At 64.4% G+C, this 22,972-nt stretch carries 14 protein-coding genes and 2 pseudogenes; 12 read left to right on the top strand and 4 right to left on the bottom strand.

Features of this window, described 5'->3' with window-relative positions; translation table 11 throughout:
- Positions 1-73: 73 nt before the first annotated feature.
- A complete protein-coding gene (locus ABEG21_RS13985; RefSeq protein WP_347556814.1) occupies positions 74-679 on the top strand; it encodes a protein-methionine-sulfoxide reductase heme-binding subunit MsrQ in 606 nt (201 codons plus the stop codon).
- 99 nt (positions 680-778) lie between these two features.
- Here ABEG21_RS13985 and lysA read toward each other — a convergent pair whose 3' ends face one another.
- The gene (gene lysA / locus ABEG21_RS13980; protein WP_347556813.1) at positions 779-2,038 is read right to left on the bottom strand and encodes a diaminopimelate decarboxylase; all 1,260 of its coding nucleotides are present in this window, start codon (positions 2,036-2,038) and stop codon (positions 779-781) included.
- A gap of 11 nt (positions 2,039-2,049) precedes the next feature.
- Entirely contained in the window at positions 2,050-2,328 is a 279-nt protein-coding gene (locus ABEG21_RS13975) for a lipoprotein (RefSeq protein WP_347556812.1), read from the bottom strand.
- Between the two features lie 78 nt (positions 2,329-2,406).
- Between ABEG21_RS13975 and cyaY the strand changes: the two genes are divergently transcribed.
- Complete coding sequence (gene cyaY, locus ABEG21_RS13970) at positions 2,407-2,730, top strand: iron donor protein CyaY (protein WP_347555127.1); 324 nt, start codon at positions 2,407-2,409, stop codon at positions 2,728-2,730.
- 30 nt (positions 2,731-2,760) lie between these two features.
- On the opposite strand, the gene ABEG21_RS13965 is transcribed toward cyaY, so the two are convergent.
- The gene (locus ABEG21_RS13965) at positions 2,761-5,049 is read right to left on the bottom strand and encodes a PBP1A family penicillin-binding protein (protein WP_347555126.1); all 2,289 of its coding nucleotides are present in this window, start codon (positions 5,047-5,049) and stop codon (positions 2,761-2,763) included.
- A 309-nt stretch (positions 5,050-5,358) separates the two neighbouring features.
- Here ABEG21_RS13965 and ABEG21_RS13960 point away from each other — a divergent pair, with 309 nt between their 5' ends.
- The 7 genes and pseudogenes from ABEG21_RS13960 (at position 5,359) to ABEG21_RS13930 (ending at position 14,182) form a co-directional block, all read left to right on the top strand.
- Entirely contained in the window at positions 5,359-6,510 is a 1,152-nt protein-coding gene (locus ABEG21_RS13960; protein WP_347555125.1) for a hypothetical protein, read from the top strand.
- Positions 6,507-7,553 carry a hypothetical protein gene (locus ABEG21_RS13955; protein ID WP_347555124.1) on the top strand — a complete coding sequence of 349 codons (1,047 nt, stop codon included), beginning with the start codon at positions 6,507-6,509 and terminating at the stop codon, positions 7,551-7,553. The genes ABEG21_RS13960 and ABEG21_RS13955 overlap by 4 nt, the downstream gene beginning before the upstream one ends.
- Positions 7,550-9,133 carry a hypothetical protein gene (locus tag ABEG21_RS13950; protein WP_347555123.1) on the top strand — a complete coding sequence of 528 codons (1,584 nt, stop codon included), beginning with the start codon at positions 7,550-7,552 and terminating at the stop codon, positions 9,131-9,133. The genes ABEG21_RS13955 and ABEG21_RS13950 overlap by 4 nt, the downstream gene beginning before the upstream one ends.
- Positions 9,130-10,767 (top strand): type IV pilus secretin PilQ, encoded by a 1,638-nt coding sequence (gene pilQ, locus ABEG21_RS13945; RefSeq protein WP_347555122.1) that lies wholly within the window; start codon positions 9,130-9,132, stop codon positions 10,765-10,767. The genes ABEG21_RS13950 and pilQ overlap by 4 nt, the downstream gene beginning before the upstream one ends.
- A 184-nt stretch (positions 10,768-10,951) precedes the next feature.
- Positions 10,952-11,467: pseudogene (locus ABEG21_RS13940) on the top strand (shikimate kinase); the annotation flags it as partial.
- 337 nt (positions 11,468-11,804) lie between these two features.
- Positions 11,805-13,016 (top strand): 3-dehydroquinate synthase, encoded by a 1,212-nt coding sequence (aroB, locus tag ABEG21_RS13935; RefSeq protein WP_347555121.1) that lies wholly within the window; start codon positions 11,805-11,807, stop codon positions 13,014-13,016.
- Entirely contained in the window at positions 13,013-14,182 is a 1,170-nt protein-coding gene (locus ABEG21_RS13930; protein WP_347555120.1) for a deoxyguanosinetriphosphate triphosphohydrolase, read from the top strand. Before aroB ends, ABEG21_RS13930 begins: the two co-directional genes overlap by 4 nt.
- Before the next feature lie 57 nt (positions 14,183-14,239).
- On the opposite strand, the gene ABEG21_RS13925 is transcribed toward ABEG21_RS13930, so the two are convergent.
- Complete coding sequence (locus ABEG21_RS13925) at positions 14,240-15,052, bottom strand: OmpW family outer membrane protein (RefSeq protein ID WP_347555119.1); 813 nt, start codon at positions 15,050-15,052, stop codon at positions 14,240-14,242.
- Between the two features lie 198 nt (positions 15,053-15,250).
- Here ABEG21_RS13925 and ABEG21_RS13920 point away from each other — a divergent pair, with 198 nt between their 5' ends.
- The 3 genes and pseudogenes from ABEG21_RS13920 (at position 15,251) to ABEG21_RS13910 (ending at position 22,953) form a co-directional block, all read left to right on the top strand.
- Positions 15,251-16,090, top strand: coding sequence for a transposase (locus ABEG21_RS13920; RefSeq protein WP_347555118.1), 840 nt, complete (start codon positions 15,251-15,253; stop codon positions 16,088-16,090).
- Between the two features lie 346 nt (positions 16,091-16,436).
- Positions 16,437-21,122, top strand: a pseudogene (locus ABEG21_RS13915) (glutamate synthase-related protein); the annotation flags it as partial.
- Positions 21,123-21,477: 355 nt separating this feature from the next.
- The gene (locus ABEG21_RS13910; RefSeq protein WP_347555117.1) at positions 21,478-22,953 is read left to right on the top strand and encodes a glutamate synthase subunit beta; all 1,476 of its coding nucleotides are present in this window, start codon (positions 21,478-21,480) and stop codon (positions 22,951-22,953) included.
- The last annotated feature ends 19 nt before the right edge of the window (positions 22,954-22,972 follow it).

Raw genomic sequence — 22,972 nt, 5'->3', positions numbered from 1 at the left:
CGCCGGACAGGATCAGGGGGGCCGCCCGGCACCGCCTCGCGCCCCCCGCGCGCCCACGCAGGTGGAGCGGCGGATGCGCTGGCTAAAGCCCTTGGTGTTTCTGTTCGGACTCTACCCGCTGCTACGGCTGGTATTTTTCGGTTTCACCGATGGTTTGACCGCGAACCCGGTGCAGTTCATCCAGTACTCGACAGGGATCTGGGCCCTGGTGTGGATTTGCATCACGTTGGCGGTGACGCCGGTGCGACTATTGACGGGGCTGAGCTGGCTATTGCGTCTGCGTCGGATGATCGGTCTGTTTGCGTTCTTCTACGCGCTGCTCCACTTCGTCACCTATCTCTGGTTCGACGAGTTTTTCAACATCCCGGCGATCGTGCACGACGTCGCGCAACGGCCGTTCATCCTTGTCGGCTTCGTCTCGTTCGTGCTTCTGCTGGTATTGGCGCTGACGTCACCGAAGGCCGTGGTCCGCAAGCTGGGACGGCGGTGGATCACGCTGCACCGCGCCGTCTATGCCGCGGCGGGATTCGCCGTGCTGCACTTCTGGTGGATGAAGTCCGGTAAGAACGATTTGTTCGAACCGAAGATTTATCTGGCCGTGGTGGCGGTGTTGCTGGCGTTCCGCCTGATATGGGCGTTCTGGCATCGGACGCCGAACGCGCAGGCTGGTCGAAGCTGATTGCCCTACCTGACGGACTGACCGAGCGGGGCGTGCGCGGGGCGTACTCGGCGCGCTTGCCGTGCTCGTCGGATGTGCCGACTCGCACGGCGGTGGTCGTCAGTCCGGCAGGATATGTTCGCCGGCAAACAGCGACTGCACGGTTTCACGTGCGCGGGCGACGTGCGCGGCATGGCCATCGACGAGGATTTCCGCAGCGCGTGGTCGCGTGTTGTAGTTCGAGCTCATCGTGAAGCCGTAGGCACCCGCCGAGCGTACCACCAGCAAATCGCCCTCGGCCAAGGCCAGTTCGCGATCCCGGCCGAGCCAGTCGCCGCTTTCGCAAACCGGGCCGACGACGTCGTAACACGTCGTGCCGATGTCGCGCGGCGTTGCCGCGTCGATCGCGTGATAGGCCTGGTACATCGCGGGGCGGGCCAGGTCGTTCATCGCCGCATCGACGATGGCGAAATTCTTCGCCTCGCCCGGTTTCAGATACTCGACCCGCGTCAGCAGCACGCCGGCGTTCCCCACCAGCGAACGGCCCGGTTCGAACACGACCTCGCGATGCCCATGACCGCGTTCGGTCAAACGGTCGAGGACCATCGTCACGAAGGCGCCGATATCCGGCGGTGTTTCGTCGTCGTAACGGATCCCCAGGCCACCGCCGACATCGATGTGGTGGATGTGGGCGCCGTCCGCTTCGATCTGCGAAACCAGTTCGCAGATACGGTCGATCGCATCCAGATAGGGCGAGGGCTCGGTGATCTGCGACCCGATATGGCAGTCGATGCCGACCACGCGCAGATTCGGCATCGCGCCGGCTTCACGGTAGACCGCTCGGGCATCGGCAAAGGCGACGCCGAACTTATTGCCCTTCAGGCCCGTCGAAATATACGGGTGCGTTTTCGGATCGACATCCGGATTGACGCGTAGCGATACCGGCGCCTGGACGCCCATCGAGGCGGCGACCGATTGCAAGCGATGCAATTCCGGGATCGACTCGACGTTGAAGCATTTCACGCCGGCCTCCAGCGCCGCACGCATTTCGTCGGGATGCTTGCCGACGCCCGAGAACACGATCCGCTCGGCGCTGCCGCCGGCCGCGAGCACGCGCGCCAGCTCGCCGGCCGAGACGATGTCGAAGCCGGCGCCGAGCCGCGCGAACACATTCAATACGGCCAGGTTGCTGTTCGCCTTGATGGCGTAGTGGACCGTGGCTTTTCGGTCCTTGCAGGCATCCGCGTAGGCGCGATAGGCCAGCGTCAGGGCTTCGCGCGAATACACGTAGAGCGGCGTGCCGAACTGCTCGGCGAGCGTTTCGGCGCGGCAGTCTTCGATATACAGCGTGCCTTCGCGGCTGGCGAAACCCGGGGTCATCGATGCGTCGCTCATTGTTGCGCTCCCTTGGCGCGGCTCGACTTCGCCGCGTCCGACGGTTGCGCGTCGTTTGCGCCGTTCGCCGTTGCGGTGTTGTTATTCGGCGTTGCGTAACCGCTAGCCTGCGGCGGCGCGGGCAGCGGCGGCACCGTCGGCAGGTATAAGGGGCCGCGCTGACCACATGCGGCCAGCAGGGGCAATGCCACAAACGCTACAATCGCGGCAGACGACAGGCGGCGCAGTGCGCCGCGGGTCTGCTCGGTGTTCTGGACAGTGGCCTGCGCGGGCATGGTGGAAGCGGGGGAACAGTGACGGAACAAGGCGGATCGCATGATAAATGGTCAGAAAAACCAAGCGTGGAGTGTAGCATGAGCGATACCGAATACATGACCCGTGCCGAGGCCGTCCTGGCGGCAATCGAGTACGGTGCGGACGACGTGGCAGCCGATATCGAATGCGAGCGCAGCGGCAATGTGCTGTCGCTGGAATTCGAGAGCGGGGCGAAAATCATCGTCAATCTGCAGCAGCCGATGCACGAGATCTGGATTGCCTCGAAAACCGGCGGCTATCACTTCAAGTTCGATGGCGACACGTGGCGTGATACCCGTTCCGGCGACGAATTCTTCGCGGTGCTGTCACGCGAAGCGTCGCAGATTGCCGGCGAGGCGGTGGTATTCGAACCCGCGGCGTGACAGGGCGGTTCGATCCTGGGCCGCTGCGGCTCAGTCGAACAGATCGTTGCTGAATTGCTGCATCACGCTGTTGCGCTCCGCCTCGGTTGCCGGTGCCGGTGCCGGTGTCGGGCCTGCAGGGCCTTCGACGGCATACAGTCTGTCGCCCGGCAGCGTGATACTGGCAACAAAGCCGGCGCCGGGGAGTTTGCCGTCGAAATAGAGCTCGCCTTGATGGCGGGTGACGTCCGACGGCATCGACGCCGTCTGGTTCGGTTTGCCGCGCAAGGCGGCGCCCATGTAGTCGCTCCAGATCGGCAGCGCGAGGACCGAGCCGGTAGCGCGCCGGCCCAGCGAGCGCGGCTGATCGAACCCCATCCATGCCACCGCCACCAGCGACGGGTGAAATCCGGCGAACCAGGTGTCGCGTGATTCGTTGGTCGTACCGGTCTTGGCTGCCAGATCGGTACGATGCAATGCATTTGTCCCGGCCGCCGTGCCGCGGGTTGCCGTGTCGTGGAGCATGTCCTGCATGATGTAGGCAATGCCGGGGGCGATCACCCGTTTCGCGTTGAAGCCGGCGACGCGCGGTGCGGCCTGCAGCACGATGGCGCCATCGTTCGTCGTCACTTCGCTGATCAGGTAGGGGTTGATGCGATAGCCGCCGTTTGCAAATACCGCATAGGCTGAGGCCAATTGCAGCGGCGTCGTGGCGCCCGCGCCCAGTGCCGTCGACAGATAGGCGGGGTTACGCTGCGGATCGAAACCGAAGCGCGTGACGTAATCCTGTACCGCGCTGGGGCCGAGATGCTGCATCACTCGCACCGTCACCAGATTGCGCGATTTCATCAGGGCCGTGCGTAGCGTGGTCTGCTCGCCGAACGTGCCGCCATAGTTTTTCGGACGCCAGGCCTTCCCACCGGCCCGGTCGGCCTGCAACTCGAATGGCCCGTCGTCGACGAGTGTGGCAGGACCGACGCCGTGCTCCAGCGCGGCCGCATAGACGAAGGGTTTAAACGCGGAACCGGGTTGCCGCCACGCCTGCGTCACATGGTTGAATTGGTTGCGTGCGAAGTCCGCGCCGCCGACCATCGCGCGAATGGCGCCAGTCTGCGGCGTGATCGCGATCAGGGCGGCCTCCACACCGGCTGCACGGGGCCGTGGCGCGATGGCGGCCGACGCGGCGCGGGCGGCCTCACGCGCGGCGGGACCGGGTCCGTCGAATCGATCCACCGCTTTGCGCACGGCCTCGTTCGCGGCTTCTTGATCGCCGGCCACCAAGGTCGTGGTTACCGTATAGCCGCGGGTATAGCTGTCCTGCGGATAGCGCGCCAACATTTGCTGGCGGACCAGTTCGACGACATAGCTGGCTTCCACGCGCGTTTCCGTCGAGGGCGGCCGCAAGGCCAGCGGTGCCGCCAGGGCGGCCTGGTAGGCCGTGGCATCGATATAGTCGAGATCCCGCATCCGCTTCAACACGACCCGTTGTCTTTGTTCCGCGCGCCCCGGATTGGTCACCGGATTGGTCGTCGACGGGGCTTTGGGTAGCCCGGCCAACATCGCCTGCTGTGCAAGCGACAGATCCTTCAGCGGTTTCCCAAAGTACACATGCGCGGCGGCTGCGAAGCCATAGGCGCGCTGACCGAGATAGATCTGGTTCAGGTAAAGCTCCAGGATCTGGTCCTTCGAAAGCGCTGCTTCGATCTTGATCGCCAGCAGGATTTCATAGAGTTTACGCGTATAGGTCTTCTCGCTCGAAAGGAAAAAGTTCCGTGCGACCTGCATCGTGATCGTGCTGCCGCCCTGGCGATTCCCATGGGCGACATTGACGAAAAGCGCGCGAGCGATGCCGGTGTAATCGACACCGCCATGCTGGTAGAAACGGTCGTCCTCGATGGCAAGTACCGCGTCGCGTAGCGGCTGCGGCACGTCCTGCAGACGAATGAATTCCCGGCGTTCCTCGCCGAACTCTCCCAGCAGCACATGATCCGCGCTGTAAATGCGCATCGGAATCTTCGGTCGGTAATCGGTCACGACGTCGAGTGCCGGCAGCCGTTGCATGCAAAGCACGACCGCGAAGGCGCCCACCAGCGTCGCAGCCAGGGCGAGCCCACCGAGCGATAGGGCGAGCGCCAGCGCGATGCCGCCGCCGACCGAGCGTCGCGGCGACGCGGGCGGCGCGCCCGTCGCGCGCGCTCGGCGCGCGGATAGGGAGCGGCGGGCATCGTCGCCGGCGGGCGGCGCCGTGTGGGCGTCCGATCGTGCTCCCGCTCCCATTGCGGGACGCAATGCGGCGTCGCCCCTGACTGTCTCGTCGCGTCGATCTGAGTTATTTGACATTACAAATTGTAAGGTGGAGGGTCATTATAGTCCGCCCCTGCTCGCTGCGGCGGCGCGGGACGTGCGCTTTTCCCGAAAGGCCTAGGTCGAAGCGCGGCAGGCACGCGTATCGGTGACGTGCCGACGTCGGGCGTTGCATGGCGAACCGCCCGTTCCGACGTGTTCTGCGGTTTGTCTTATGCGGTTTCGCATCGGTCGAAGGGCTAGCTGTCCCGACGCGGCATCGCGCCCGACAATCGCTTCATCGTTTGCCCGGGCAGTGCGCGGCGCAGACGGGGTCGATGAACGGAGGGGATCGGGGGAGCACACGTGAGACCAAACAGGGGGGAGGGGCGGCGGCATGCGCCGCAATGGTTGCAGGCCATTGGGGCCGTGTTGGCGCGCAATACGCAGCGCACATCGCGCGACGGAGAAGGCCGACTGTGTCGTGCCTGGGGTATCGAACTCGATCAGGCAAACGTGCACTTGGTGTGTTTATCCGCGCTCTGCGCCGGCGGGGCGTCGTTGGCGCGTATCTGTGTCGACGAAGTCCGGCATGTCCCGTTGCCGCCGGGTCTGGTCGATGGGACCGATATCCTGGCGCCCGAGGAAGTGGGCGCCATGCTGCGGGACGTGCTTCAGACGCATCCGCTGTCGGATCCGAGCGCCTCGTTCTCGATGGCCTTGTGTCCATCGGTGGTCTTGTCGCGAGAGTTGGCCTGGGAGTCCTTGTTGCCGGGCTACACGGTGACGCATCCGGAAACATCCGCCGTGACGGACGCACTGGGTCCCTGGATTCGGTGGCACGCGCAGCGCATCAGCGGGCTCGAGGACGCCGACTTGCTGGTGGATTGGCGCGTATCGGCGCACGACAGGTCGAAACTGACGCTGACCGCGGCGCAGTCGCACTATCTGAGTGTGCGGGACGCGTTGGCCGATCATGCGGGCATCCGCTTGCAGGGTTTGGTCGATGCCGCGGAGTCGGCGCTGCGCGCTTGCCGTTTCGTCGTCGCGCATTGCCTGCAGCGGCCCGTCGAGGTGATGGGGGGCGGCGCAGACGGCGATGCCGGTGACGTATCGGAGGGGGAGGCGGAGGCATTCCACTTGGCCTGCCTATGGTGTGGCGAAACGGCGGCGAAGGCCTGGACGTTTGCCGCCGATCGGCCGGGTTCGGCTGCATTGCCCTGCACGCTTCCCGCCATCGCAACGGTGGGCGCCGACGCGTGGTGCGTCGCACTGCGGACCGTCCTGCACGCACAGGAACATCGCCCCGCGGTGATGATCGTGTGTGGTCACGATCCGGCATTGACCGCGCTAGGCGGCATGGCTGCATTGACGCGGACGGTCGATTTCCCGGTCATCCGCTTCGACGCTAGCACGTGCCGCTTGCATTGCGATCTGCCCGCCGAGGCCGCGACGATCGATTGCTCGGTGGCCTTGGGCGCGGCATTGCATGGCTTGGCTGGCGGCCTGGTGCGGTGAGCGATATGCCCTATGTCGATGGCTTCGATCTGATCGCGCTGCCGCGTGCGCGTCGCCTGGCCCGTGCACGGCAGCGCCAGCTGTGGGGCTGGCTCGGCGCGCTGTTGTGCGGGGCGATGATGCTGTTCGTACTGGACGGCATCGGGACGTGGCGTCAGCGTGTCGGGACCGAGGACCAAGGGCGGCATCGTGCGCTTTTGCGAGACCGTGCGCGATCGCTGGCGCCTGTTTGGCGAGAGGCCGCGCATCTTGTCTCCTTGCTCGATCATGCGGCGGCAAGAACGACCTTACTTGACGGGTTCGATGACCGGCGTTGGGCGCTTCAGGGCCTGCTCGATGCATCGGCACGTGCGGCCACGCCGGCGCTGGCTTTGCAGCGAATGCATTATCACGCGGCCGGCAAGCCGTATTGGACCGGTGCGCCGGTGCCCTTTGATCGTGGGGAAACGGTTCGATCGTTGCGCCTCCCGATGGACAACTATCGCAGCGCGCCCGATCCGGATCACTTATCGGACCACGCATCGCCGCGCGGGGCTGCACCGCAGAGCGGCATCGGGGACGCGCCGAACGACGCAAAGGAGCGCCCGTCCGATGACCCGGACACGCCATTGCCGAGCGTGGAGGCGAGGGCTGTCGCAGAAGGGGCTTCCGTCGACGGCACGGTCGTCATGAAGCATGCGTCCGATGACGCCGCGCCGCCGTATTTTTCGGCGGACGCATTCGATTTGCGCCGCGATCGTTCTGCCGATGCGGCACTGCTTCGCGTGCTGCCGCGTACGACGCCGCTTGCGCTCACGGTGGAGGGGATTGCCGACGACGCGGCCTCGGTGCGCAAGTGGATAACGGCTTTAGAGCGCGATGCGCGTATTGCCGCGGTGATCGTCGATGCGTTCTTGCGCGAAACCGCGCGTCCGACGCCCTCTGTATGGGGCGGTCGCTCGGCCGCTCAGCCGTCCGAAGCCACGCCATCGTCGCCGATACGCTTTCGGGTCAGTTTATTCGGCCGTGTGTCGACGAGCCCGAGCGCAGGAGCACCGCAATGACGGCGCCGAACGATTGGGACGGGGTGCGCGCCGCGCAGCCATGGGCCGCCGTGCTCTTGCCGCGTTTTGCCTGGCTTGCCGAGCGCTTGCCCTGGTTTGCCGCGCCAGTCGCGTTTCACGCCTGGCCATGGATCGGGCGTATCGCCGTCTGGGGCGGGATGGCGTGCACGATCGCGGTTGTCGGGCATGCGTGGATGGGCGGGCTCGCGTGGCAGCGGGCGACACCCGCCGATCAAGGGGTGCTCGCGGCAGCAGAGGACGTCGCGGCCCAATTCGGCACATCGTCGCCGACGTTGTTCGCCGACGAGGCGCTCGCCGATGTGAGCGCGCAGCCGATCGAAACCCGGCTGCCGCGGATGACGGAGGGGGTGTCCGATGCCGCGCTGACCATCTTGCGCTTTGCAGGGACCGCGGCAGACAGTGAGGCGAGCGATGCCGATACCGATACCGCGCACGCTGCGATCGCGAATGTAGGCGGCGAGGACGCTTCCGATGCCGCTGTTTCGTCGGCCGCCACGCTGCGCTGGGCTCGCTTTTCCGTTGCGGACAGGGCGGCGGCAATCGTGTCCGGCACACGTGCCGAGGCGGCGTTATCCGGCTTGCGTCATCGTGCACGATTGCTTGGATTGGCCGCCGCGTCGCCGCGCGACGATAGCGCGAGGACGGGGGCGGGGGCGGTTGTCACGCAGTGGGGGCAGTGGATTTCCGAGACGGCGAAACGCCATGATGTCAGCGTCGATCGATTTGTCGTCGATGAGCGGTCTGCGTCGCTCGACGTCTCGGTCGGTGAGGGTGACGGTGATTCAGCCGCCGCGAACACGCGAAGCGCAATGACCGCCCTCAACCACCGGTCCCTTAGCGAGGACGTCGAAGAAGGCGTTGCGTCGCGATCAGGTCTTGATGCGGTGGAATCGGTCGGAGACCCTTTGTCCGTTTCCCCTCGGCCCTTGCAGCAAGGGGTGGCGCGCATCGCCATTCGCGGCGCGTTCGAACCGATGGCCGCCTTCCTCGCCGCACTCGGGGCGGTAAGCCCGCCCGTGATCGTACAGGCCGCGCAGATCATGCCCGATCACGGCAGCAATGGATCGAGATTGGCGATGCAGGCGGTGCTTTTCTTCATCGATGCCGACAAACCGCGCATGGCGTCGGGTGTTGCTGGCGCCGGCAGCATGGCGCGTCCGCTTCACGCGTCAGGGCGCGATGCGCGCGCCGTGCAAGCGCCCAGGCGCCCCGTTCCCGCATCTGATGCGGCGGTGCCGGCCAACCCCTTCCAACGCCGTGGGCAAGCGCAAACCGATATCGTCGTGCTCGCGACATACGCATCCGGTGGCCAGCGTGCCGTACTGCTGGGGCGTTATGGCGCCGGCCTCGCATCACGCGGCTTGCGCGCATCCCGGTCCGGTGCGACCGCGAGGAACGGAGGCGAACGCGAGCAGGTGGCGTTGGCCCGAGCCGGGGAGACGTTTGCCGATGTGCGCGTGATGGCAATCGAGGCGGATCGGGTAAGGCTGCGGCCGCTGTTGGGCGGGGGCGATCTCGTGGTGCGTCTGATGCGACACGATTCGGCCGGGACGCCATGAGGGCCGACACGTCTTGCCGTCGCGCGTTGGCGCGTTTGGCGTTTGCCGGCGCTCTCCTGGCGGCGCCGCTCGCGATCGCGGAACGCGCGACGGAGCGAACGCGTCCCGCTGAGCGTCATGCCGACGCCTTGGTGCTGCCGCCGCCTTCCTCGATGGACGTGTCGCGCGATACGCCCAGCCGGGCGCCCGATGTCGAGGCGGCCACGTCGGACGCGGCGGCCGCGTCCGACGTGGTCGCTACGCATCGCTCCGAACGGCTCACCTTGCACGTCGACCGCGCGCCATTACAGGACGTCTTGCAAGGTTTTGCCCGGTTCGCCGGGATGGACATCGTGACCTCCGATGGCGTCAAAGGCGAGGTATCGCTGCATGTGATCGACGTACCGTGGGAGGACGCTTTCGCTGCGCTGTTGCGGGCGCGTGGCCTGTCTTACCAGCGCGCGCACGGTGTGATGTGGGTTGCGCCCGCCGCCGAAATCGAAAAGCGATCTCGCGACCGGGACGATGCGCTGGCCAAGCAGGCCGATAACGCCCCGCTGGCCAGCCGGCTGTTCGCCTTGCATTACCAACGGGCCGACGATATGCGGAAATTGATCGCCGGCGATGGCCAGTTGCTGCTGTCCAAGCGGGGTGCGTTGAGCGCCGATACGCGGACCAATCGCTTGTTCGTCACCGACACGCCCGCGCGTCTCGCGCATATCGCCGAGCTTGTCGCGGCGTTTGATCTTCCGGCGCGGCAGGTCTTGATCGAAGCCCGAATCGTCGAAGCCGACGCGGGCTTTTCGCAGCAATTGGGGGCCCGATTGACGGTGGGCGGAGGCCGCGGAACGGATGCACTGCGCGCGCCGGGAGGCACGTTCTATGACGCCGCGGCGCTGCCGATTTTAGGGCTCGCGCCGGCAACGGCGGCTTTTACCTTGTTCAAAGCGGGGGCGGACAGGTTGATCTCTCTGGAGTTGAGTGCCTTGGAGTCGGAAGGGCGCGGTAAGGTCCTGTCGAGCCCACGTGTCGTGACGACCGATCGCCACAAAGCGACGATCGAGCAAGGTACGGAAGTACCGTATCAGGGGCGTCGCGCGTCACGTCGGAGGGACGGAAAGGAGGGCGGTAGTGGCGGCAGCGTTCAATTCCGGCGTGCCGCCCTACGATTGGAAGTCACCCCGCACATCACGCCGGATCGACGCGTTTTGCTGGAAGTGGATGTCGCCAAGGACACCTTGGGGGCGGCGACCGACGCCGGCTTCGCCATCGATACGAAACAGGTACGGACGCAAGTGGAGGTGGCGGATGGCGGCACCGTGTCGATCGGCGGGATTTTTTCGCAGGAAACGCGGCGTGACGTCGTGGGCGTGCCGCTGCTGCAACACATTCCGTTTTTAGGGGCGTTGTTCCGCCGGACCGCCAAAAGCGAGCGAAAGGTCGAGCTGGTGATCCTGCTGACGCCCACGGTCATCGACGTCGACGATGAGCGTGCGATCATCGATTCCGCGGTATCGCCGAATCGGAGCGCGGACGTCGCGATCGATACCGGGCAGACACCGCCGCCCCGATCCGCTGACCCGGCGACGGAAATGTCCCGCGCGACCGCGGGTGGGGCAAATCCGGAGTCGGATGAGTTGGATGTGCCTGTTTAGCGACAGCGGTGCGGTTTTTACGCGCGAAAACCGGTGAATGTAGTGAAGTTGTGCAGTTAGGGTGCGTGGCGCTCGACAACCGTACCCGTTTCCCCGTAAGCTGCGCGAGACGACGCGAGGCTGCGTGAGCCCGTGGCGGGCTGATTGGCAGGCCGTTGCGCGACGAAAGAATCAGATGAATCGGATGGGACAGGATAAGCGCCGCGGCAACGTAATTTTGGTGGGCTTGATGGGGGCGGGTAAAACCACCGTCGGGCGCGCGCTCGCGCGTAAGCTGGGTCGTACCTTTTTCGACTCCGACCACGAAATCGAGGCTCGCACTGGCGTCAAGATCCCGACGATCTTCGAACACGAGGGCGAGGACGGCTTTCGGGTGCGTGAGGCCGAGGTCATCGACGATCTGACGCAGCGCGACGGCATCGTTCTCGCCACCGGCGGCGGCGCGGTACTGCGCCCGGAAAACCGCGAACGGCTGAAAGCCCGCGGCACTGTCGTCTATCTCTGCGCGCATCCCCACGATCTCTGGTTACGGACCCGTCGCGACAAGAGTCGTCCGCTGTTGCAAACCGAAGATCCGCGAGGACGGCTGGAAGCGCTATTCGCCGTGCGCGATCCGATCTATCGCGACACCGCGCACTGCGTGATGGAGACCGGCCGACCGTCGATCAACAGCCTGACGGCCTCGATCATCTCGCAACTCGGTCTGGATGAGGAGCGGCTGGCGATGGAGGCCCTGCAGCAGGCACGTATCACCCCGCCCGAGACTATGCCGCCCGCCGAGGCCGCCCAGCCCGCGGAGCCTCTCCAGACTGCCGAGACTACCCAGCCCGTCGAGACAGCCCAGACCGTTGAGACAGCCCAGCCCGCCGAGACAGCCCCGCACGTCGAGACAGCCCAGACCGTTGAGCCTGCCGCAGCGCCGTCTATGCGCGCTGCCGTACAAGCGTCGTTGCCGTTCGACAGCGACGAAACCGACGATCACTCGGCCGACCGGCCAGCTCCCGACACCGGCGTGCGCTCTGCGTCATAATGCCTTTATGAAAAGCCTCTCCGTTGCGCTGGGCGATCGCGCCTACCCCATCCAAATCGGCTCCGGTCTGATCGATCGCAGCGACATCCTGCAAGCGCATTTGCCAACGTCGTCCGGTGCGGGCAAGGGTCTGTTCGTCATTGTCACGAACACGACCGTGGAAGCCCTGTATGGCGATCGACTGCGGCATGCACTGCAGCCGTTGGGGGCGCGTGTCGAGACAATCGTGTTGCCCGACGGCGAGTCCTACAAGCATTGGGACACGCTGAATTTGATCTTCGACCGTCTGCTGGCGGTACGCGCCGATCGCAAGACGACGCTGATCGCGCTGGGTGGCGGTGTCGTGGGGGATATGACCGGGTTCGCGGCGGCGACGTATATGCGCGGCGTCCCCTTCGTGCAGATTCCCACAACCTTGTTGGCACAGGTCGATTCGTCGGTGGGCGGCAAGACCGGCATCAACCATCCTCGCGGCAAGAACATGATCGGTGCGTTCTACCAGCCGCAGGCGGTGATCGCCGATACCGCGGTGCTGAAGAGCTTGCCGCCGCGTGAATTGTCGGCGGGCATCGCCGAAGTGATCAAGACGGCGGCCGTCGCCGACGCGGCATTCTTCGACTGGGTCGAGCGGGACATCGCTGCCCTGTCCGCCTACGATGAAGGCGCGCTAGCGGAGGCGGTGCTGCGATCCTGTACCGTCAAAGCTCGCGTGGTTGCCGCCGACGAGCGCGAAGGTGGTCTGCGGGCGATCCTGAATTTCGGTCACACCTTCGGCCACGCGATCGAAGCGGGCCTCGGCTTCGGCACCTGGTTGCATGGCGAGGCGGTGGGTTGCGGCATGGTGATGGCCGCGGACTTGTCCGTGCGCCTGGGGCTGCTCGACGAAGCGTCGCGGACGCGGCTGGTGCAAGTGAGCGCGGCCGCCAAGTTGCCGATCGCCGCGCCGTCGCTGTCGCGCGCCGCGGTCGCTAGGCTGTCGGGCTCGAACGCCGAAGCGAGCGGCAATGCCGTCGCAGACGCGCAGGCAGACGCACACGCCGCCGATGGGGCATCGGACGCTGATTGCTATATCGATCTGATGCTGGGCGACAAGAAGACCGAAGGCGGAGAAATCAAGTTCATCTTGTTGAAGTCCTTGGGTGAGGCGGTCATCACCGCGGTACCCGATGCCGATCTGCGGGCGACACTGGCCGCAACGATCATTCCGGAACCGTCATGACACCAAACGCGCCGCCGCCGATGACCGATAGCGCATTCGAATCCGGGCTCGCGCCCTATGCGTGTCGATCGGCGGAGACGCGCGGGCGGCGACATGCCGAGCCGCCGCCGAATGCGCGCAGCCAGTACCAACGCGATCGGGATCGTATTGTCCATTCCACCGCGTTTCGTCGCCTCGAATACAAGACGCAGGTCTTCGTCAATCATGAAGGCGACCTGTTCCGTACGCGACTGACCCATAGCTTGGAAGTCGCGCAGATCGCGCGTTCCGTCGCACGCAGCCTGCGTTTGAACGAAGACCTCGTCGAAGCCATTTCCCTGGCGCACGATCTCGGTCACACCCCGTTCGGCCATGCCGGACAGGATGCACTGCACGCTTGCATGCGTGACCACGGCGGTTTCGAGCACAATCTGCAAAGCCTCGCCGTCGTCGACGAGCTCGAGGAGCGCTACGCCGAATTCGACGGCCTGAACCTGTGCTTCGAAACGCGCGAAGGCATTCTCAAGCATTGCTCCCGCGAAAACGCCAAAGCACTCGGCGAGTTGGGGCAGCGCTTTCTCGAGGGGCGGCAGCCTTCGCTCGAGGCGCAGTTGGCCAATATCGCCGACGAGATCGCCTACAACAATCACGATATCGACGATGGCCTGCGTTCGGGTCTGATCACGATCGCGCAGTTGGAAGAGGTCACGCTATGGCGCGAGCATTACCTGGCTGCCAGAACCCGATACGGGGATTTGCCGGGACGCCGCCTGATTCATGAGACGGTGCGATCGATGATCAATACCTTGATCGTCGATTTGACGACAGAGACCACGCGACGTTTGCGAGAGACGGGCGTGCAATCGGTCGAAGACGTGCGCAATGCACGCGCGCTGGTGGGGAGTAGTGAGGCGATGATCGCGCAGGCGCGCGAGTTGAAGCAGTTCCTGTTCAAGCATCTGTATCGCCACTATCAGGTGATGCGGATGGCGAATAAGGCGCAGCGCGTGATCAGCGGGATGTTCGATGCTTTCTCGAGCGATCCGCGACTTCTGCCGCCGCCGTATCAAGCCAGCGAGCTTGCGCGACAACCGCGTTTGATCGCGCACTACATCGCCGGCATGACCGACCGTTATGCTTTGAAGGAGTATCGCCGGTTGTTCGTCGTGGACGACGAACAAGGCTGATGCAAGCGAGGCGGGGCGGCGGCCGCGCTCCGGTGCGACGCCCGCCGCCCCTGCCGCTTAGAACTTATAGCCGACGTTCAGGAAAGCGACGACCGGATTCATTTGCGTCCGCGACTTGCTCACGATATTGCCGTTGGCCGACTTCAACGTAATCGTGCGCGACATCGGCATGAAGGAAACCGATGCGCCGACGAACCAGTGCTGGGTCACGTTATACGTCAAGCCCGCATTGAATACCGGGGCGAAGCCACTTGCGACACTGACGGACCGGGGGCCGCCAAGGCGCTGCGTGAAGGCCGCGTTGGTGATCCTTGCTCCTGTGAACCACGTGTAGTTCAGCCCCAGGCCGACCGATGGGCGAAGCTTATCCGTCGGCTTGCCAAAGTAGTATTTCGCCAGTACCGTGGGCGCCCATTGTCGGGCTTCGCCCAGTTTCCCGTACTGCGATGCGGATCCCGTGCCCATGATATTGAACACCGGCGGGATGCCGGCGGCCATTTCCACGGCGATATGGTCGGTCACGAAATACGCGAAAGTCAGCGCCGCGGTGGCGGTCGGGCTGATGCGGGTCGTCAGCGACGGATCGGTAAACTGCGGCATGGCCCTGCCGCCGATCGACGTTTCCAGCAGCCCCGATCGCGACTGGGGCATGACGATCGCCGCGCCGGTCGAGATCGTGAACGACCCCGCCTGCGCATGGGCCGCTTGAGACGCCACGGAGCCGAGTAGTAGTGCGGCCGATAGGAATCCTACATGATGTCGGCGCAAGTACACGGTCGGGGTGGTGTCAGTCTTGCCGCTCCGTACGGCGCTTCCAGGGGCCGCATGCCCGATGGGGGCGTCAGCGTCTGCCGAATGAACGTGTCTCATCGCCTGTCTCCTAATGTCGTTCTGTGTGTATAGACATGGTGTTTCGTTCGATTATGGGAAGCGATGAGACACAGCACCATTTTTAATATAGACGGCGCAATCTAGGACTTATCTCACTCAAAACGGGCTATCCTTTGCGCAGGAATCCTCTTTCGCCCTGATCCAATGGCTCGCCTAGTCCGCCTTCATGTTCCCGGCATGCCGCAGCATGTCATCCTGCCCGTACGCGTCGGCGTGGCGGCGTTTCGTGCGGACGACGATATCCGTTTCTTTCTCGACACCTTGCGCGGTGCGGCGCGTGCGAACGGGCTGGCGATTCACGCCTATGCGCTAACGCCTGCGATCGTCCATCTGCTGGGCACCCCGCGCGACGCGGACAGCGTATCGAAGACGGTGCAGGCGGTCGGCCGCCGGTATGTCGCCTGGTTCAACCGGCGCTACGGCGCGGCGGGCGCGCTGTGGGATGGCCGCTATCGCGCAACGGTGCTCGATCCCGATGCCTATTTGTTATCGACGAGCATATTGATCGAAGCCGCTGCCGAGCCCGCGCTGCCTCAACTGAGCGCGCACCGACAGCAGGAAATCGCCCACGCGGCGGCCGGCGCCCCAGCGGCCGACGCCCTAACGACCGGCGCCGCAATCGGTGACACGTCGGACGGCAAGTCGTCGGGCGTTACCGTGGCGCGTGTCGAAGCACGCAGAGCGGAGGGATCGAGCATCGATACCCTGTCCGGGCCCCGGAAGTCGAGCTATCCCCATCACGCCGGCCTCGCGATCGACCCCGCGATCACCGACCACGCCTTGTACTGGGCGCTGGGCAACACTCCGTTCGAGCGCCATCGCCGATACCGCGCGCAAGCCGAGCAACCGCTCGACCCCGCCGCAAGCGCGCAGGCCCTGGATGCCGCGCGCAAGGGTTGGGTCCGTGGCAACGACGCATTTACGCAACGATGCGAACGACTCGCTAATCGCCGTCTGACACCACTTCGGCGCGGACGCCCCAAAAAAGTGAATAATGACGATGATTTAACGATGTGACCCTAATTTATAATGCGCCACTTTGGGGCAAATGTAATATTAGGGTCAGAACGTGTTAAATCTTTTGTCCTCTGCTAGGTGATCGCTTATATTGCGAGTTCCCACGGTTGTGTCCGCCTATTCGATACCGGGGTGTCAGGCGCGCGCGCCGACGCCTCAGGGGCCGGATTGTCGATGACGCCGCTGCCGTGGTCGGGATGGGCTTTCGAGTCTGACCGGGCAGGTTTCCCGCGGCGCGCCGCGCCAGTCATGGATTGGCAGGCGTTGCAAGCACGCTGAGCAGTGTTGATAAAAACGGCCGTCGCCCTCGCATTTCGCGGTGTCGGCCTCCAAAACGGTGTCCCCAATGAACGATCAAACGCAACCGCAGGTCGGCTTGCCGACCGCCACCGGCCTCTACGATCCGGCGAACGAACACGACGCCTGCGGCGTCGGCTTCGTTGCCCATATCAAGGGTCGGAAGAGCCACGACATCATTCAGCAGGGCCTGAAGATCCTGGAAAACCTGGATCACCGGGGTGCCGTGGGCGCGGATCCGCTGATGGGCGACGGTGCCGGCATCCTGATCCAGATTCCGGACGCGTTCTACCGCGAGGAAATGGCGAAGCAGGGCATCGTACTGCCGCCGGCCGGCGAGTACGGCGTCGGGATGATCTTCCTGCCGAAGGAACATGCGTCGCGTCTGGCCTGCGAGCAGGAACTGGAACGCACCGTGAAGGCCGAGGGCCAAGTGATATTGGGCTGGCGCGACGTGCCGGTCGATACGTCGATGCCGATGTCGCCGACGGTCCGCACCAGCGAGCCGCTGATCCGCCAGATCTTCATCGGGCGCGGCCAGGACGTGATCGTGACGGATGCGCTCGAGCGCAAGCTGTATGTGATCCGCAAGACCGCCAGCCACCGTATCCAGGCCTTGAAACTGAAGCACGGCAAGGAATACTTCGTGCCGTCGATGTCGGCGCGCACGATCGTCTACAAGGGCTTGCTGCTGGCCGATCAGGTCGGCGTCTACTACCGCGACTTGCAGGACGAGCGCAGTGTCTCGGCGCTGGCCCTGGTGCACCAACGTTTCTCGACGAACACGTTCCCGGCATGGGAGCTCGCGCACCCGTATCGGATGATCGCCCACAACGGCGAAATCAACACGGTCAAGGGCAATGTGAACTGGCTGTCCGCTCGCACGGGCGCGATTTCCAGCGCCGTGCTCGGCGACGACCTGAAGAAGCTCTGGCCGCTGATCTATCCGGGTCAGTCCGACACCGCGTCTTTCGATAACTGTCTCGAATTGCTCGTGATGGCCGGCTATCCGCTGGTCCACGCGGTGATGATGATGATCCCGGAAGCCTGGGAGCAACACGCCGAGATGGACGCGAACCGTCGCGCCTTCTACGAATACCACGCGGCAATGATGGAGCCGTGGGATGGCCCCGCGGCCATCGCCTTCACCGACGGTCGTCAGATCGGCGCGACGCTCGACCGTAACGGTCTGCGTCCGGCGCGTTATTGCATCACCGACGACGACGTCGTGATCATGGCCTCGGAAGCCGGCACGCTGCCGATTCCGGAATCGAAGATCGTTAAGAAGTGGCGCCTGCAGCCGGGCAAGATGTTCCTGATCGACATGGAGCAGGGCCGCATCATCGGCGACAAGGAACTGAAAGACAACCTGTCGAATGCGAAGCCGTACAAGAGCTGGATCGAGGCGGTTCGCATCAATATCGACGAAATCGATCTGAAGGGGCCGGCGCTCGCCGCTGTCGCCTCGGACGCGCCGGTGCTGCTGGATCGTCAGCAGGCGTTCGGCTATTCGCAGGAAGATTTGAAGTTCCTGCTGGCGCCGATGGCGCAGAACGGCGAGGAAGCCATCGGTTCGATGGGCAACGACTCGCCGCTGGCGGTCATGTCGAACAAGGACAAGACGCTTTACAACTACTTCCGTCAGTTGTTCGCGCAGGTCACCAACCCGCCGATCGATCCGATCCGCGAAAACATGGTGATGTCCTTGGTGTCGTTCATCGGCCCGAAGCCGAACCTGCTCGACACGAACAACGTGAACCCGCCGATGCGGCTCGAAGTGTCGCAGCCGGTGCTGGATTTCGAAGACATCGAGAAGATCCGCAATATCGAGCAGTACAGCGGCCACAAGTTCCGCTCGTACGTGCTGGATATCTGCTATCCGGTGGCATGGGGCAAGGAAGGCATCGAAGCCCGCCTCGCCTCGCTGTGCGCGGAAGCGGTGGACGCGGTGCGTTCCGGCTTCAATATCCTGATCATTTCGGACAAGCAGGTCAGCGCGGAAAACGTCGCGATTCCGGCGCTGTTGGCCACCTCGGCCGTGCACAGCCACCTGGTGGGCAAGGGGCTGCGGACCAGCACGGGCCTCGTCGTCGAAACCGGTTCGGCGCGCGAAGTGCATCACTTCGCGCTGCTCGCTGGCTATGGCGCGGAAGCGGTGCACCCCTACCTGGCGATGGAAACGATGGCCGCGCTGGCACGCGAACTGCCGGGCGATCTGTCGGCCGAGAAGGCGATCAAGAACTTCACGAAGGCCGTGGGCAAGGGCCTGATGAAGGTCATGTCGAAGATGGGCATTTCGACCTATATGTCCTACACCGGCGCGCAGATCTTCGAAGCGATCGGCCTGTCGCAGCAATTGATTTCGCAGTACTTCCGTGGCACGGCGTCGAACGTCGGCGGCATCGGCATCTTCGAAGTGGCCGAGGAAGCGGTGCGCATGCACCAGAAGGCCTACGGCAACGATCCGGTGATGAGCAACATGCTCGATGCCGGCGGTGAATATGCGTTCCGGATCCGTGGTGAAGACCATATGTGGACGCCGGACGCGATCGCGAAGCTGCAGCATTCGACGCGCGCCAATTCGTATCAGACGTATAAGGAATATGCGCAGCTGATCAACGATCAGAGCAAGCGCCACATGACGTTGCGTGGCCTGTTCGAGTTCAAGGTCGACCCGACGCGCGCGATCCCGCTCGACGAAGTCGAGTCGGCGAAGGACATCGTCAAGCGCTTTGCGACTGGCGCGATGTCGATGGGCTCGATCAGCACCGAAGCGCATACGAGTCTGGCGATCGCCATGAACCGGATCGGCGGCAAGTCGAACACCGGCGAAGGCGGGGAGGACGTGCGTCGTTATCGCAACGAGCTGCGCGGTATCCCGATCAAGGCCGGCGAAACGCTGGCCGGCATCATCGGTCATGACGCCGTCGTGCGCGATATCCCGCTGCAGGAAGGCGATTCGCTGCGCTCGAAGATCAAGCAGGTGGCATCGGGTCGTTTCGGCGTGACCGCCGAATACCTGGCCTCGGCCGATCAGATTCAGATCAAGATGGCGCAGGGTGCGAAGCCCGGCGAAGGTGGCCAGTTGCCGGGCCACAAGGTCAGCGACTACATCGGCAAGCTGCGTTACTCGGTGCCGGGCGTCGGCCTGATCTCGCCGCCGCCGCACCACGACATCTACTCGATCGAGGACTTGGCGCAGCTCATCCACGACTTGAAGAACGTCAATCCGTCGTCGGACGTGTCGGTGAAGCTGGTGTCTGAAGTCGGTGTCGGCACCGTGGCCGCTGGCGTGGCGAAGGCGAAGGCCGATCACGTCGTGGTGGCGGGGCATGACGGCGGCACCGGCGCATCGCCGCTGTCGTCGATCAAGTACGCGGGTTCCCCGTGGGAGCTGGGTCTGGCCGAAACACAGCAGACGCTCGTGTTGAACCGTCTGCGCTCGCGGATTCGCGTGCAGGCCGACGGTCAGATGAAGACGGGCCGCGACGTGATGATCGGCGCGCTGCTGGGTGCCGACGAGTTCGGTTTCGCGACGGCGCCGCTGGTCACGCAGGGCTGCATCATGATGCGCAAATGCCACTTGAACACCTGCCCGGTGGGCGTGGCGACGCAGGATCCGGTGCTGCGCGCGAAGTTCACGGGCCAGCCGGAACACGTGATCAACTTCTTCTTCTTCATCGCGGAAGAAGTGCGTGAAATCATGGCGCAGTTGGGCTTCCGCACGTTCGAGGAAATGATCGGCCGCGTCGACCTGCTCGATACCCGCAAGGGCGTGGAACACTGGAAGGCGAAGGGCCTGGATTTCGCGAAGATCTTCTCCGAGCCGGCCGCGCCTGCGGATGTGCCGCGTCTTCATGTCGAAAATCAGAATCACGGTCTCGACAAGGCGCTCGATCATGTATTGATCGAGAAGGCCCAGGTTGCGCTGGAGAAGAAGGAGCACGTGTCCTTCATCCAGCCGGTGCGCAATCGCAATCGGACCGTGGGCGCGATGTTGTCGGGCGTGATCGCGAAGCGTTACGGTCACGAAGGCTTGCCGGACGACACGTTGCATATTCAGCTGAAGGGCACGGCGGGGCAAAGCTTCGGCGCTTTCCTGGCGCGTGGCGTGACGCTGGATCTGGTGGGCGAAGCGAACGACTACGTCGGCAAGGGCTTGTCCGGCGGCCGCATCATCGTGCGTCCGACCAATGACTTCCGTGCGAAGGCCGAAGAGAACATCATCTGCGGCAACACCGTCCTCTACGGTGCGATCGAAGGCGAAGCGTTCTTCCGCGGTGTCGCCGGCGAGCGTTTCGCGGTGCGGAACTCGGGCGCCACGGCGGTCGTCGAAGGAACCGGCGACCACGGTTGCGAGTACATGACGGGCGGGACGGTCGTCGTGCTGGGCGAGACGGGTCGGAACTTTGCGGCCGGGATGTCGGGCGGTGTCGCCTACGTCTACGATCCGGAAGGCTGCTTCCCGATCCGTTGCAATATGTCGATGGTGGCGCTGGATCCGATCCTGCCGCGCGGCGAGCAGGAACGCACCGTCGACAAGGCCTTGTGGCATGCGGATCAGACCGATGAAGCATTGCTGAAGGGCTTGGTCGAGCGTCACTTCCAGTTCACCGGCTCGCTGCGGGCGAAGAGCCTGCTGGAGGATTGGGACGCGGCGCGCCGTCAGTTCGTCAAGGTGTTCCCGACCGAGTACCGTCGTGCGCTGGGCGAGTTGCATGCACGCCGTGCGGCAGCGGTGGAAGTGGCCGGGGCGGAAGGCGAGGCGGGTGCCGACAAGGCGGCCAAGACCGAGAAGGGCGGCAAGGCGGGCAAGTCCGGCAAGTCGACGGTGGTGGCCTGAGGCCTAGGCCCGAGCTTGTGTCCCGAGGCCGTGGCCTCGGGCGAGATCCCCACGATCCAGAAAAAAGCGCGCGGCTACCGCGCATCGGCGGTCCGACATCGGACGCCGGCGCCCTCCGGAAATCCGGGGTAGTCCGGGCGCGATGAACAGGGGGTGCATGATGGCGTCAGAACGCTCGCACCCTGTGTTCCTCGCGCGCGGTGGACCGTACCAGCACAACGCATGACCTGCATTGATTGAGAAAAAAATGGGCAAGGCAACCGGTTTTCTCGAGTTCGACCGACTCAGCGAACACTATGAAGCGCCGCAAGCGCGCTTGAAGCACTACAAGGAATTCGTCTTCGCACTGAAGGACGACGAAGCGAAACAGCAGGGTGCGCGATGCATGGATTGCGGCATCCCGTTTTGTAACAACGGCTGCCCGGTGAACAACATCATCCCGGACTTCAACGACCTGGTGTATCGCCAGGATTGGAAGTCCGCGATCCAGGTGCTGCACTCGACGAACAATTTCCCCGAATTCACGGGACGAATCTGCCCGGCACCGTGCGAGGCGGCCTGTACGCTCGGCATCAATGACGACCCGGTCGGCATCAAGTCGATCGAGCACGCGATCATCGATCGTGCCTGGGCCGAAGGCTGGGTGGCGCCGCAGCCGCCGGCCGTCAAGACCGGCAAGAAGGTAGCCGTTGTCGGTTCCGGCCCGTCGGGTCTGGCCACCGCGCAGCAATTGGCGCGCGCCGGCCATGATGTGACCGTCTTCGAGAAAAACGACCGCCTGGGTGGCCTGCTGCGCTATGGCATTCCCGACTTCAAGCTGGAGAAGTGGCTGATCGATCGCCGCGTGCGCCAGATGGAAGCCGAAGGCGTGGTCTTCAAGACGAGCACCTTCATCGGCAAGGACCCGCTGCCGGCGACGATCGCCAATAACGCACGCGACACGATCACGCCGGACCAACTGCGCGAGCAGTTCGACGCGGTCGTGATCGCTGGCGGCAGTGAAACGCCGCGTGACCTGCCGGTGCCGGGCCGTGACCTGGAAGGCGTTTACTACGCGATGGAATTCCTGCCGCAGCAGAACCGTGTCGAAGCCGGCGACAAGCTGACCGACCAGACGCTGGCCACAGGCAAGCATGTTGTCGTGATCGGCGGTGGCGATACCGGTTCGGATTGCGTTGGTACGTCGAACCGTCATGGCGCGACCAGCGTCGCGCAGTTCGAACTGATGCCGCGTCCGCCGGAAGAGGCGAACAAGCCGCTGGTCTGGCCGTACTGGCCGACGAAGCTTCGCACGTCGTCGTCGCACGACGAAGGGTGCGATCGCGACTGGTCGGTCGCGACCAAGCGCTTCGAAGGGAAGAACGGCAAGGTCGAGAAGCTGGTGGCCGCGCGCGTCGAATGGAAGGACGGCAAGATGCAGGAAGTGCCGGGCTCGGAATTCGAAATGAAGGCCGATCTGGTGCTGCTGGCGATGGGTTTCGTATCGCCGGTGCAGGCAGTGCTGGACGCGTTCGGTGTCGAACGGGATCCACGCGGCAATGCGAAGGCACGGACCGACGATGCAGATGGCGTGCAAGCGTACGCGACGAACGTCCCCGGCGTGTTCGCTGCAGGCGATATGCGTCGCGGGCAGTCCTTGGTGGTGTGGGCGATTCGTGAAGGCCGTCAGGCCGCGCGGGCCGTCGATACCTTCTTGATGGGCGCGACCGAACTGCCGCGCTAAGCGTTACGCCGCGACAGGC

The organism is Robbsia sp. KACC 23696 (genome assembly GCF_039852015.1).
Lineage (GTDB): Bacteria > Pseudomonadota > Gammaproteobacteria > Burkholderiales > Burkholderiaceae > Robbsia.
The sequence above is the reverse complement of the archived record's forward strand: the minus strand, read 5'-3'. Positions and strand labels throughout refer to the sequence as shown.